8 protein-coding genes are annotated in these 14,998 nt (G+C 38.5%); 1 reads left to right on the top strand and 7 read right to left on the bottom strand.

The window, feature by feature from the left end:
• Nucleotides 1-18: 18 nt before the first annotated feature.
• Entirely contained in the window at nucleotides 19-1,494 is a 1,476-nt protein-coding gene (locus IWC72_RS03725; RefSeq protein ID WP_194528861.1) for an arylsulfatase, read from the bottom strand.
• 296 nt (nucleotides 1,495-1,790) lie between these two features.
• Between IWC72_RS03725 and IWC72_RS03720 the strand changes: the two genes are divergently transcribed.
• Nucleotides 1,791-4,520, top strand: coding sequence for an outer membrane beta-barrel protein (locus IWC72_RS03720; RefSeq protein ID WP_194528860.1), 2,730 nt, complete (start codon nucleotides 1,791-1,793; stop codon nucleotides 4,518-4,520).
• A gap of 100 nt (nucleotides 4,521-4,620) precedes the next feature.
• Here the strand turns inward: IWC72_RS03720 and IWC72_RS03715 are convergent, their stop codons facing one another.
• From IWC72_RS03715 to IWC72_RS03690, 6 genes are all read right to left on the bottom strand, one after another.
• Nucleotides 4,621-6,093 carry a sulfatase-like hydrolase/transferase gene (locus IWC72_RS03715; RefSeq protein ID WP_194528859.1) on the bottom strand — a complete coding sequence of 491 codons (1,473 nt, stop codon included), beginning with the start codon at nucleotides 6,091-6,093 and terminating at the stop codon, nucleotides 4,621-4,623.
• Nucleotides 6,094-6,133: 40 nt separating this feature from the next.
• The gene (locus IWC72_RS03710; protein WP_194528858.1) at nucleotides 6,134-7,474 is read right to left on the bottom strand and encodes a sulfatase; all 1,341 of its coding nucleotides are present in this window, start codon (nucleotides 7,472-7,474) and stop codon (nucleotides 6,134-6,136) included.
• A gap of 8 nt (nucleotides 7,475-7,482) precedes the next feature.
• Nucleotides 7,483-9,564: a sulfatase-like hydrolase/transferase gene (locus tag IWC72_RS03705; RefSeq protein ID WP_194528857.1), complete on the bottom strand. Its 2,082-nt coding sequence runs from the start codon at nucleotides 9,562-9,564 to the stop codon at nucleotides 7,483-7,485.
• 31 nt (nucleotides 9,565-9,595) lie between these two features.
• Nucleotides 9,596-11,479, bottom strand: coding sequence for a right-handed parallel beta-helix repeat-containing protein (locus tag IWC72_RS03700; protein WP_226979481.1), 1,884 nt, complete (start codon nucleotides 11,477-11,479; stop codon nucleotides 9,596-9,598).
• 163 nt (nucleotides 11,480-11,642) lie between these two features.
• On the bottom strand, nucleotides 11,643-13,469 hold the full coding sequence (locus tag IWC72_RS03695) for an alpha-1,3-galactosidase-related protein (RefSeq protein WP_194528856.1): 1,827 nt from the start codon (nucleotides 13,467-13,469) through the stop codon (nucleotides 11,643-11,645).
• A 9-nt stretch (nucleotides 13,470-13,478) separates the two neighbouring features.
• Entirely contained in the window at nucleotides 13,479-14,960 is a 1,482-nt protein-coding gene (locus tag IWC72_RS03690) for a sulfatase family protein (RefSeq protein WP_194528855.1), read from the bottom strand.
• Between the last annotated feature and the right edge of the window lie 38 nt (nucleotides 14,961-14,998).

Below are 14,998 nucleotides of genomic sequence, written 5' to 3'. Positions count from 1 at the left end.
TAGTGGTGAGATTCAGAATTAATTAAATGGGAACAGTTCTGATGCCTCACTCTCGTTTTCCATGATTTGCTTCATTTCTTCAACTATTTCTGGGTGTTGGTTGGCTACGTTTTTAGTTTCCGATTCATCATCAGCTAAGTTGTAAAGCTCAAATATACCTTGTGGTTTTTTATTGAAGTTATAAATAACCCCTTTCCAATCTCCTTTACGTACGGCTTTTCGACCTTGCTGAATTGGAAATTCCCAATACAAGTGGTTATGTTCTTTTTGATTGTCTTTGTCCAAAAGAGTAGGTAAAAATGAGATACCATCACTACTGGCAGGAACATCTACCTTAGTGATTTCACCAAGCGTAGGCATAACATCCCAAAAAGCGGAAACGTGATCAGATGTTGTTCCGGCCTTAATTTTATTAGGCCATGTTACTATGAACGGAGAGCGTATGCCGCCTTCGTACAGGTCTCTTTTAATTCCTCTTAAACCACCGGAACTATTAAAAAATTCTGGATCGGCACCGCCTTCTGCATGTGGTCCATTATCGCTTGCGAACATAACAATGGTGTTATCTTCAATACCAAGTTCCACTAGTTTGTCCAAAATTTGGCCAACATATACATCCATACGATATACCATAGAAGCAAATGCGGCGTGTGGCTTAAGTTGTGGCGCGTATTCCATGTGAACAATATTAGGACCGTAATCTGATGTGAAATCGTTTTCTGCGGTAAAGGGAGTTTCATCAAATGAATCTTTAAACTTGTTGAAGATAGAATCATTGGGTGAAATTAACTCTGCATGAGGCAGTACAAAAGGTACGTAAGCAAAAAATGGCTTCTCTTTATTTTTTTCAATAAATTCTAATGTGGCTTCCTGAATTTTGTCTGGCGCATACGTTTCTGTTTTTGTCCAATCGTTGCCTTCCAATAGAATCTTATCTTCATTGTGCCATAAATGGGGTGGGTAATATCTGTGGGCCATACGCTGGCAATTGTACCCATAAAATTCATCAAAACCTTGTGCTACAGGGTCGCCTTCGGAACCAATAAAACCTAATCCCCATTTTCCAAAAGCTCCTGTGGTATAGCCTGCGGTTTTCATCAACTCGGCAATAGTTACTGAATTACCGGGTAAAGGTGTTTGCCCTTCGCCTTCAAGCTCTTTATTGCCTCTAATTGGGGTATGACCGGTATGCTGTCCCGTCATGAGAGATGATCTTGCTGGCGCACAAACTGGTGCACCGCTGTAGTGTTGGGTAAAGGTTATACCTCTTTTTGCTAATTCATCAATACGTGGCGTTTTAAACTTTTCCTGTCCATAGGAGCTTAGGTCGCCATAACCAAGGTCGTCGGCTAAAATATAGATAATATTGGGCTTCTGTTCTTTTTTTGCGTCGTTTTTGTTTACCGTTTTTGCTTCTTCTTTGCAAGAACCTAAAGATAAGAATAGGGCAATGGCAAATAGAAATGAAAAGATAGATGTAAAGCGTAATTTCATAGTGGTGTTCTTTAATTTTAAAATTGATATGATCAATTTTTGGGTTTTACAACTACTTAAAATAAGTTGTATTGTTAGTCCAATATCCTACAAAGTAAAGCACTAGGCAATGTAGTTATTTTACCTCGTATAGTTTATGCCCTTGACCATATGTTGCATAGTTAAAGCAAATTGATCATAAGTTAGGCAGAATTTGTACTCCACAATACATTTCTTGTACTCTTATGTACACCTGTTCATTTACTTCAAATTATCTTTAGACTTTGCTCGTGAGGGCTGTAATATATTTTGGGTTTATGATGCATTGTCTATGGAAGACTGTTTTTGTAAATGTGTTTTCCTTTTTTTTCTTTTCTTTAATACAGGCGCAATCTTCGGACGCTATTTCTGGCAAAGTAATTTCAGAGGGTTCAGAACCTTTGGAAGCTGTTGCAGTAGTATTGCTGAGTGTGAAGGATTCTACTTATGTGGATTATACCGTTACAGATGTACATGGAGATTTCAAAATTACAGATGCGCAGAAGGGAGATTACATATTGAATATTTCTTCATTGGGTTATATCTCATTATACAAGAACATTTCATACACCGGGGAAACTCTTGATTTTGGAAACTTAACTCTTGTAGAAGATACATATGAATTGGAAGGGGTTACCTTAACTGCAGTTGTGCCAGTGCAGATAAAACAGGATACTATAGCTTTCAGTACTAATTCTTTTAAAGTGGATCCAGATGATAACCTGGAAGAGTTACTAAATAAAATTCCGGGACTGGAAATAGATTCTGATGGCAAGGTAAATGCACAAGGCAACGAGGTTACCAAAATTATGATTGATGGTAAGGAATTCTTTGGTGGTGATCCATCTATAGTGCTTAAAAATTTATCTGCAGATGCCATTGCCAACGTGGAAATTATAGATAAGAAAAGCGATGAATCTGAACTAACAGGCGTTGCTGATGGAAACAAAGAAGTGGTTATAAATTTTACTTTAAAAGAATCCAAAAAAAATAATGGTTTCGGAAAGGTGTCTGCAGGAGCTGGACTTGATAATAGATATTTTGGGAATCTCAACTATAATAAATTCACTTCTAAAACACAATTTTCTATAATCGGTAAAACCAATAATATCAACATAACAGGGTCTAATATTCAAGATTTTTTAAAGAATGCAGATGGTGTTGATGGCGATGGTGATGATGAAGAAGAACAGAACACGGCCCAAAAAACAAAAAGCTTAAGCGGTTTCCTAAATACAGGAGTGGCAGGGGTAAATGTGGGGCATGAGTTTAAAGAGAAAAAGTCTTTGAACGGAGATTATTTCTATAACCATTCTAAGAATGATGGTACTTCGGTATCAAAACGAATTACTTTTTCCAACGCCAATAATTTTGATTACGTGGCCGAAAATGAATATATAAATACAAAAGATAATCACAATGTAAATCTAGATTACAAGAATAAATCCAACCCTAACAATAGTCTTATCGTTAAGGGACAATTGATTTCCGATGATATAAAAAGCTACTCTAATCGTATGGGGCGCTATTTTAAAGAGGAAGAACTCAGTACTAAAAATGATAATCTCTCTAATGTTGATCGGGATAGAAAACGCGCCAATTTGGGTATCAATTTTTATCAAAAACTAAGAAAGAAGGGCAGGAGCCTAGCTACGGGACTCAAAACTTCTTTTAATAGTTCTGCCATGAAAAACGACCAGAATACGTTAATAACCAGACGTGTAAATACGCCTAAGGAATCAATAAAAGAACTTAATACTATTCGTGATCAGAAACTGAATACTTCTATTGTAAATTTCAACTTCAAATATACCGAACCTCTTGGGGGCAATCATTACATGAAGATAGAGTCTTACATGAGCAATAAGGTAGATAGGGAAAATGTCTATCAGAATAAGACCACTATAAGTGGCAATAACAAAGAAGAGATTTTAGAATACGACTACGACCATAATGAAAATAATTACCAGACCCGTTTAGCACATAGTTATACTACAAGAAAAATCAATACCTACACCGCAATGGAATTACAAGATGTGATACGTTCATTTGGTGTGGTGAATGAGACGGCAGCAGTTACGGATCGGTTGTTCGTTAACCCCATGGCAACCGTGCAGTATATTCCTAAAAGAGGTCAGAAATATAGGTTTAATTATAAAAAGAACATCCGAAGACCACGCCCTATTGAGAGTTCTACGGTGGTTAACGATTTAAATCCTTTCTCTATACGAAAAGGGAATCCGGACCTTGTGGCTGAAAAGATGGATGCACTTACTCTCTCTGCCATAATTCATGATTTCAAATCCTCGTTTAGCTTTAATACGCGGTTACAGTATCAATATTCAAAGGATGCTATTATTAAAAGTGTTGATGTAGATGATGATTATATAAGAACGTTGAGTTATGAGAATAATGGAGTTAAGCGCAGGCTGAATGCAACTCTGGGTTTTAGTCAGAGAATAAAAAGTCTGGGCATACGCTACTCGTTTAGAAATCGCAACTTTTTTAATGCGAATAATGCTATTATCAACTTTCAGCTTAATGAGGTAACCTCCAAAGATTTTTTGTTTAGCGGAACGTTAGAGAACAATAATAAAAGCCTGGTAGATATAAAAGCTGGCGCTACTTATAGTGTGAATAATACCTCATTCTCTATAGAGCGTGATTTAGATAGAAAGTACACTAAACAACAGTATTTTTCTATGCTTGATTGTGATTTGGGGAAGAAAGTGAACTTCAATACCCAATTTGATTATTTTATTTACACGGATAATGCTTTTGCGTCTAATGAGAACATTCCGCTTTGGAACGCCACTGTATCATATGCCTTTTCAAAACAAAAAAGTCACGTTTTAAAGTTGTTGTTTATTGATTTGCTTGATAAAAATATAGATATCTACAGACGTAGTACAACCAACTATTTTGAAGAGACTACCTCCGAAAGTCTGGGGCGTTACTTTATTGTGAGTTACATGCACAAACTTAATAGTAGGCCCAGAAAAGGGTAATTCAATAGGAAAATAAAAAAAAGTCCCCAGCAACATATGTACTGAGGACTTCTAAACAAACTAGCGTGATAAACTCACTAACACAACTACATTAAACTTCTTATTTCAGGCTTTCTTTATACCCTTGAACGGCTTTTTTAAACCCTATTTCTTCACCATCTACCATCTTCTGGTATTCTTCCGGTCTTTTTTCTTTCACCCATTTTAGGGCATCCACAGAAATAGCATGTACAGGATGATATTCTGAGCCTACGGGTCTCATTTCTTCATCATATGCCAAAGTCTTATCGCGCATCTTTTGCAATACATCTACATACTTAGGGTTTTTTGCTAAGTTGTTTAATTCTTGCGGATCGTTCTTAAGGTCATATAATTCTTCTTTATCCTTGTTAGGGGCAAAGAATAACTTTTGACTTTCATTAAGTTTTCCTTCTGCTTTTAGCGTACGCATTCTATGAACTGCAGGGCGGTAGAACTCTAAATAGGCCTGACGCGCATCATACGGAACTTCTGGCATATCATTACGGATGTATTTCCAATCACCAGAGGTAATAGCGCGGGATTTTTCTTCTATCTCGTCCCAAAGATCACGGGCTCCGTACACATAATCGCGTTTAAAATCCTTATCGAAAATCGGTTTTCCGGTCATGTATTCGGGAACTTTTATATCGGCAAAATCTAATACTGTTGCCGTAATATCCGTGGCAGAAACTACATCTTTCCTAATTTGGCCTGCTTTTAAATCTTTTGGGTAATAAACGATAAGTGGAATGTGCAATCCTGGGTCTTGAAGATATCCTTTTCCACGAATATTGCACCGGCCGTTATCCCCAATAAAGATAACAACAGTATTGTCGGCCATTCCCTTATCTTCCAATTCTTGAAAAATCATTCCTACCTCATTGTCCAAAAATTCTATTTGGTCTAGATATTTCGCCCAGTCCAAACGAATTACTGGGTCATCGGCCATGAATTTTGGGAGTTCCACATCGGCAGGGTTAACAGGGTGTTTTGAATTTTCTCGAACCTCGTCCCACCAATCGCCTCTGTGACTAGCCACAAGTTGAATTTGCGCAAAAAATGGTTGGTCTTCTTTCTCAAACGTATCGTACTTGTCGAAAATCCCGAACTGTGTTTTTCCATCCCACGGACCTATAGGTTCATGTTTAAAATTAGCATCTATTTTACGACCTTGTCCCATGACACCATGATGTCCTAAAATAGTAGTATAACCTGCTTCTCGCAACCAATAAGTAAAAGGTTTAAACTGCGGGTCTAAAGGAACATCTCTATTGCTTCTATGATGATGTGCATTTATTTTTACCTGATGCGTTCCCGTAAGCATTGCAGAACGACTAGGGGAACAAATAGGGTTGGTTACAAAGCAGTTTTCGAATTTAACGCCTTCCTCTGCCATCTTATTCAGATTGGGAGTTTTTACACCTTTCATACCGTAACACTCAAGATCAATACTCATATCTTCGGCCATGAGCCAGATAATATTTGGCTTCTCTTGAGCGAAGGTCAAACAGGTAAAGATTATAAAAATACCAGTCGTTATTATTTTTTTCATTGCTTCCAATTTCATGTATTGTATCTCGTTTGTATTTGGTTTAAAACTCTGGAACGGCTTCTTTCTCCCACTTTTTAAGCTGTTTCTTCATTTTCTTGGCTTGGTCAACTTCTATATCAATGAGGTTTCTAGATTCGCTTCTATCGTTTTTGATATTGAACAAATCGTGACGACCACTGTGGTATTTAACCATTTTCCAATCGCCGTTCATAATGGCGGTATATTGGTCTTCATAACTGCGGAAGAAAAATAGATTACGTTCTTTGAATTTCTTGCCTTGTAGGAGAGGCATCAAACTTTTGCCTTGAATATCTTTTGACTTTGATTTTTTACCTGATGCAATTTCTACCAAAGTAGGGAAGACGTCAATTGATTGTACGGGAACGTCACATGAAATACCGGGCATTGTAACTCCAGGATACTTGATGATAAAAGGAACTCTTGCACCACCTTCGCCTAAAGTGTTACCACCTGTTTTTCCACCGGATAAGGGAGCATTACTGAAATAACCACCTTGGTCAGATAGTAAAATTACAACAGTATTTTCTGCAATTCCCTTTTCGTCAAGTGCCTTTCTGACTTTTCCTACGGATTCATCCATGGCGCTTACCATTGCTGCATATTGTGCGTCTTTACCGCTTAGACCCTCTTTTTCATAGCGTTCGACCCAATCGTTTCGGCCAATGTGCGGACCATGTACGTTATAGTACCAAAGAGATAGCATAAAGGGTTGTTCTTTATTATAATCGCCTATAAATTTTTCCGCGCCATCGGTAAGAACATCGGTAAGGTATGTGCCTTCTGGAAAGTTAGGTAAGGGGTTTCCCGTTTTAAAGAAAGGTGCATAGTAGTTTCCGGGGTGGCCATGGTCTCCTGTGCCGTATTGTGCATCAAAACCTTGATGTACCGGATGGTATTTTTCACTGCCAAGGTGCCATTTACCAATAAACATATTGTAGTAACCAAATTCTTTCAGTCGCTCCGCATAGGTGACTTCCTCCAATGGCAACCAATTTCTTGAAGGCATCTGTACAGGGTCTGTAGGCCATAAATTGTATTTTCCACCAGGGACGTTATTTTTCGCCGCCTTCTCTTTACTGTCAATAATATGGCGTACCATTTGAAAGCGTACTGGTTCTTTACCTGTTAATAGTGAAGCTCTACTAGGGCTACAGGTTGGGGTAGCAATGTAGGCACGTTCAAAATTAAAACCGTCTTTTTTGAGTTGGTCAATATTGGGCGTGTGGAACTTTGTATTTCTAAAACCCACATCGGCCCAACCGTAATCATCTACAAATAGTAATACAATATTAGGTTGTTCTTGTGCTATTCCTTTAAACATACTGATAAAGAGAACTGCTAAAAAGAAGATATTTTTCATTTTGTAATTTAATTGATAGCGTAAAATGCAGATTCAGGTATTTGACCTTTTTCAATTGATGGTCCGGTCCACTGTAAATCAAGATTGTTCTTTGTTCCTGCTTTCTTCTTGAAGTAAACTCTTATGGGATGGTATCCTGCTTTTAAGTTCATGGTACCTTCTTTAATAGAGCCGTCTTTGTAACCGTAACCGGCATCTATCACAGCTGCCTCGTGAATGCGTACAAAGGCTTTGTTGGATGAGGTTAGGGAAAAGGTGTACTTGCCATTGGTAGGAACTTTAATAAAGCCTTCAAAAAGAAAGACATCGCCTTTGTTTTCAATTTTTTCAACTGTAGGTAAGCTAACTGTGCCTTCAGCATCAGGAGTTAAATTATCAATTTTAGGCAACCAAGGTGTTTCATCTGCAAAAGCAGTCCATTTTAGGCCATTTTTTACATTGTGTACGGAAATTGAGGGGACTGCAGCATTATCATAAGGTCTTGAGGCCGTGGTATCCGGCATGCGAACCTGAAGCGCGCGTTCTTTCATTTGAACCTGAAGTGCCTCCATATTTGGTAAAGTAGCCAGATTTGTGGTTTGGTGGGTGTCTTCCACAACATTATAGAATTCAAAGTCATCATCTGCTCCCTGGATATTGTATCGTAACCCTACAATATCTCCTTCGCGCATCATTTGCATTTGTTTTCTATGTCTTCCACGATTATTGGTGGCAAATTCTTCGTATTCGGGAGTGTTACCGCTTTGATTGTATTCTACGTAAATAAGGCTTTCCTGTTGTTTGCCTTTTCCGGTTAGGCTAGGTAGAAGCGAAACACCATCACTATTAACAGGAGCAGGATAACCAGCTGCTTCAGTAAATGTAGGTAACCAATCATAAGCTATACTTGGCGACGCTATGACTTTACCAGAGGGTATTTTCGTTGGCCAACGTGCTATTAACGGTGTGCGTTCTCCACCTTCAAGAACATCTCTTTTAATACCATCAAAAGGACCGAAACTATTGAAAAAGTTGGCAGCATATTCTTCTTCCAAATAAGATTCCATAGAAGGTCCGTTGTCCGAATTGAAAACGACCAACGTATTTTCGTCAATATTAAGGTCTTTCAACAGTTGCAGTAAATCGCCCACTTCGTTATCGATCCGTCGTGTGCTACTTGCGTATCGCTTGTATACATCTGGCCAGGCGACTTCCGGAGTACTTGAGTCTTCATCATGGTCATAGGTAATATTGGCGTAATCTGGGTGAATGTATGAATCCACTTCACCTGAAGCTGTGTTAATCATATTTCCTGGTTTTCCAACCCATTGCAATCCGCCATTTAAACCTCCTCCTTCGGGGTAGGCTTGCGTTGCGAGTTCTAGAACAGCATGGGGAGTATCAAAAGCTAAGTACATAAAGAAAGGTTCTTGCTTTTCTTTTTCCTGCACCTGTTCTACAATCCATTTTTTAGCAACGGCTGTCCATAAATCGCCTGTATAACACTTATCTAAACCTTCACTTACCTCATTTTTATTTTCATAGACTTCTTTTTTACCACGATAAACACCTTCAACAGGATAATGCTCATGACCATCCCTATGACGTATATAGCCATAGTAGTAATCAAAACCTCTATTGTTGGGATGTGCGGGCCAAGAATCTCCATTTTTAGACCAGCGGCTAGACCCTTGTAAACCCCACTTGCCAATTGCGGCTGTCTTGTATCCTGCGCGCTGCATTACATTTCCAAGGGTGTTATTGTCGGCTAGAGCCTTGTCAAACTGACCATCTCGTACATTGGCATGTCCTTGGCTAACTCCTAAAAGAACTGATGAACGCGAAGGAGCACAAACTGGTGCAGCCGTGTAATGATGGGTAAGCATAGCGCCTTCCGAAGCCATTTTGTCCAAATGTGGAGTTAATGTATAAGGTTCGCTACGGTCATTGTTTTCTTTTCTTTGATTTTGAAAAAAAGCACCTATGTCTCCATAACCCAAATCATCGGTTAGGATATAGATGATATTCGGTTTTTCTTGGGCAAAAGAAGAAAATCCGGTTACAAATAGAATTGCTGTTAATAATCGTGATGCAGCTTTTAAATGTGACATGCTATTAATTTAGGTTTACTGGAATGTTGTATTATCTAAACTTTAGTTTGGGCATGGAGTCATCTTTCTCCAGAATGTTTTCAGCTTTTCCTTTGTATTCATTTTTTTTGAAAACAACATCTTTAGAAGCCTTCACTCGTATAGCAGGGTTTTCAGGATATAACATTGGGAAGGTGCCTGAGTTAGTAATCTTGTTTCCTTCAAACACTAATCCATCAACATTCGAAATTTCCAATATCATGTTGTCAAACTGATTGAATACATTATCAATTATTTGAATATTTTTAAAGGCGATGTTGTTGTTGTCATCATCCGTAACAAAACGAATTACCCCTCTGTTGTGCCCACTATGTTGATTGTCTTGAAACGTATTGTTTCTAATGGTTAAATTGGCAGCATTACCAGACTCAAACCAATGGCTGCTCTCAACCGGTACTAAGATAGCCTCCATTTCAGTACTGAAGAAATTATTCTCGATAAGGGTTTTCTTCGGATTTGAAATTAATAACCCACGAGCCCTATTCCGGCTAATATCACAGTTTTGAACCAACAGCTCAGGGTAAGCCTCTAAATTTTCTATTAAATCACCCACTTTTAAATTTTCGGGAAGCGGTTCCTTAAAAGTGATGATTTGATATCTACCATTTATTTCTTTTATATTTTTAAGTGTCAGATGGCTGTATGCAAAAAATGAGTCTGCCAAACGAACCAAGCCAATAGTGTCATTCACTTTTCCAATAGTAAAACCCTGTTGCTGCGCGTGGCCTATGCGTACCCCAATACTTTTTTCACCTAGAATGTCAATTATCTCTTGGTAAGTGCCATGTACGTTGGTGGCATCATCCAATTGATTGTTGAACGTACAGTTTTTTAATACCACTTTACCACGGCAACCTACAAAATGGGTAGCATCCGCAGAGGTAGATACCATTCTGCCATTTGAAGGTTTTACGTGAAAACCATCTAAGATAAGATCAGAGGAGTTCTCTGCAATCAGGCCCATACCACCCGCATGGTGTACTGTTACATTATTAATATTGAAACTATCCGTCCCCGTAACACGGAATGCAGGTGCCAGCCTATTTAGGCTTTGGTCTCCTTTACAAACCATAATCATGCCTACTGGAGGTAGTTTTTTCTTGTGATTGTATATGCGAAGGGTGCCGGGTTTTAGTTCCTCAACTCTTAAATTGTTTTCTTTACCTCTAACTTTTTCTACTTTGGAGCGTGGGTCTACTTTGTATTTGTATTCTATTTTATCAAAGTTGTGCTGTACTTTGGAATTCCTAATAGTGGTAATGGAAGTATAAGCTTCGGTATTAAAAGCAATTGCTTTTCGTTCAGGGTCGTAAAGAATGGATTGCCCAAGGTCGTGCTCATAGTATTCTTTTAGAAAGATGAGTTGTTCATTCCTGATCTCATATGGATACTCGTCCGAAAAATGGATGTCAAAAGTGTTGTTTTTTTCATCGTTGGCTACGATAGTGCCCTCGCTGTGAAAAGACATAGCCCAATCTACAGTAACATTCTGGATTGTAATGTTTTCAGAACCTTCTATTAAGAAAGGAATCATTCTGCCATGGTAAATAAAGGTAGAACCTTGGCCGTCTATAACCAGGTTTTTAAAGCCAATAAGGGGCAGTGCCATTTTTGCCATAACATCATCATGGTTAGAAATACGAGTGAAACGTTCGTATGCCTTATCCGGATAAAAGTGATAGGTGCCTTTCTCAAACTTTATTTCAGAAATAGGATTTTTATCGGCTGTCATTATTCTCGCTAGAACTGCAGGAGTAGCATCTTCTGAAATAGAAGTTGTAAAAAGCACTTGCTCGCCATTGTTTTGCTGGGCGTAACTAGTTGTTGAAATAATGGCTAAAATAAGAACGGACCAATTGGCTATAATTTTTCGCATAGTTTTCTAATAGTTTGACGAGGTCATTTTATAAGAGCCAATTTATAGGTTCATTGAAGTTTTTTTGTCGTCAAGGGTAAATATTATGTCTGCGGCTATTCAAACCACGCATTTGTGGGGCTTAAAGCCCAAAACAGTTAACTAATAGAGAATAAAGGATTTACTATTTTTTAATTTTGGCAAACCCTTTATTACGCTTGTATTTTACCTTTTCAGTAGATGTTCCTTCTAATTTAAGAACTTTATCTGCATTCCCTTTATAGGTGTTATTTGAAACCTCTACGTTGATACAATTTTTAAAATCGAATTGATATCCATCAGGATGTAATGAAGAAGCCGTGGTGGTCTGTTCAATTACGTTACCGGAAATGGTAAGTCCGTCAACGCGGTCTGACCAAACAATCCGGTTATCAAAGGTTTTAATGTTGTTATTGATGAACCTGATGTTGCGGTCATATATTTCGGTCTGGTTAAAAGTCTTTCCAAGGCGTGGAGTGATATTTAAAATAGCATGCTCCATTCCGCTGTAAGCACAATACTCAAAGTTGTTATTCTGTATCAATACATCTTCAACGGCGCCAGATTCATACCAAAAATAGGTTTCTCCCCTAAAGAAAATGGATGACATCATAGATGAAAAATTGTTGTTCTCTATAACGGTTTTTAAAGGTGTTTTTAAAACAATATTCCGTGCCCTGTGGTCTTTTATGGTACAGCCGCGCATGGTGAAAGTGGGGTTCCACGTTTTGTTTTCCAAAATATCTCCCACGACTAAATCAGCAGGAAGTTCATTTTTAAAAACGATGTCCGAGTATTTGTCGTTAACAACGGAAACATTGGCAACCACATTTTCAGAACCTCTTTTGGGGCTTGGTTGCTGAATGAACCATACTTCATCATCGGAAGCAGCAAACTCAAAGCCCATTTGTTCAAAATGTTGAAGGGAAACTCGTACAGTATGTTTATCCAAAATTTTATCTACAACCACATAGGTTCCGTGTACATTGGTGCCATCATCCAACATATGTTTAAAAGTCGAATTCTCTATTAGAATATCACCCTTGCAATTCGCAAAATGAGTAGCATCGGCAATCGTAGAAACTACACGGTCAGAACCCTCACGGACATAAATACCACAATTGTTGATGGTTATATTTTCGGTTCGTTCAAATAAAAAGCCCATTCCCAAAGCATGGTGAATAGTGATATCTTCTAAATGGATGTTTTTGGAAGAGGTAATTTGAAAAGCCGGAGCATAACGGTTGTGGTCATGGTCTCCTTTGGAGTTTAAAATAGAACCGACTGGCGGATACTGTTTTAAATGTTCATGAAAACGAAGCACTCCATCAGGTCTTTCTTCCACCCAACGCGGGCGGCTGCTCATATCCCAAGCACCATGGGCAACCCTTTTGTATTCAGCATTAAATGCTAATGTGCTTCCCAATTCTGGAAATGAAAATCCATCTACATTAGGGAAGAAAATACGGTCCTTTTTAAGCTCCCAAGAAAACCCATCAGTAAAGGGTTTGATGTCTCGCCACCCCTCTATTTTGTCTACGGCTAGCACTTCCCCTTGAAAAAGAAAAGGAATGTCCCAGTCCATTTTCAGGTTTTTGACGGCAAATTGATTGCAGTTCCGAATCTGAAAAGGAGCTACTTGACCGTGAAACATGAATTCAGCACCATTGCCTTCTATCGTTACCGAATCAAAATCTTCCAATAAAAAAATGATGTTTTTTAATCCGTTGCCATGGTTCGTGATATAAGAGTATTGCTGAGTAGCGTAATCAGGTAAAAAATTATAAGTGGCTTTTTCAAAAACTAAGGTTAGATTCTTATCAGTAGTATTTTCCAAAGCTTTGCGGACTATAGGTGTCATGTCCTCTGCTTCGGGTTTTATGTGAATAGTCTGCTGTGCCGTAAGATTAAATACCCCGAAAATTAGGATAGCAAACAAGTAAACTGTCTGTGTAAATTTGAAATTTTTCATCTTATATTTTTAGAGGTTTACACCGGTGCCTTGCAAAGAATTGTCATGGTCCCAAGTAATGAGCCAAGGGTCTTTGGTTTTTAATTGAAAAGCTTTCATTTTGTTTTTTAGAGCTTCTAAAACCTCTGCATAGTTTTTATCATTTGCTAAATTTTTACTCTCGTCTGGGTCATTAGATAGGTCGAATAATTCAAATTCAGGTCTAAAGAGATAGTCTTTAACCTTACGTTTGCCAAAGAATTCCTTATCACTTCGGTATACCTCTTGCCATGTAGATGCAGCCCAAAGGTCTGATGCAAATGGGTATTCTTGTCGCCAGGCAATATTTCTAATAAGCTTGTAATTTTTATCCCTTACAACCCGCATAGGATAGTACATGGTAATTTCATGAAAGGTATGAGAAGCATATATCTCATCCCAACCCTTGGGGTTTTCCTCAGCGAGTATTTTTTTGAACGATTTGCCATGAAAATCGTTGGAATCGTAGGTAACATCTGCCATATCCAAAATCGTTGGTGTAAGGTCTGTCCATGATATTAGGGCATTGTTTACCGAGCCACCTTTGAGGTTGGCCAAGGGGTCTTTTATAATACAGGGTAATTTAATGCCTGGTTCGTAAACGGTAGTTTTAGCACCTGGGAAAGCCATACCGTTGTCCGAAATATAGATAACGACAGTGTTTTTATCCTTGCCCGTTTCTTTGAGCATTTTCATGAGCTTGCCAAAACCTTGGTCTATTCTAGAAACACTTTGATAGTATTGAGCAATTTCTTCACGGCTTTCTTGACTATCTGGGAGGAAGCTAGGAACAACCACATCTTTTGGGTCATATGTAATGGTTTCAACCCCTTCGTATCCTTCTTTTTTATTACCGAAGCTGTTCGGTAGATTCCATGGGTCTGATTCAAAAGGAGCGCCACGGTGCGGATCATCCGTACAGAAATAGAGAAAGAACGGTTTATCGGAATTGAGAATTTCTTTACACTGCTCCGCCATTTCTACCGTATTTCTTGGGTCTGCCTCCAAAACTTTTTGAAAATGATAAACTGATTCTGGCGCAACGTGGTATTTGCCAATTCTGGCCGTTTCGTAACCTGAATTTTCAAGAAGGACGGGTAAAGATTTTATATTGTCGTAACTGCTAAAATGATGGTAGTCGTGAACATGCCCATAAGAACCCGTAGCATGACCATAAAGTCCAGTGAGTATAACGGACCTACTTGCGGCACAACTAGCACTGGTACAATAGGCATTATTAAAACGAACGCCTTCGGCAGCAAGTTGGTCTAGGTGAGGGGTTTTAATGACTTTATTCCCGTAGGCACCAATTGCATCGGTTCCATGGTCATCTGAAACAAAGAGAATGATGTTGGGCGAGTTGTTGGACTGCTCTTCCACCTGGGTTGGTTTTTCTTTTGTACCACAATTAGAAAATAGGAGTACAGATAAAACCAATATAATTACGGGCGAATTAAAAAGTTGTTTTTTCATTTATTTAAAATGATATAGGTTTCAATCATTCAAAGAAA

Source organism: Zobellia roscoffensis (assembly GCF_015330165.1).
GTDB classification, from domain to species: Bacteria; Bacteroidota; Bacteroidia; order Flavobacteriales; family Flavobacteriaceae; genus Zobellia; species Zobellia roscoffensis.
The sequence above is the reverse complement of the archived record's forward strand: the minus strand, read 5'-3'. Positions and strand labels throughout refer to the sequence as shown.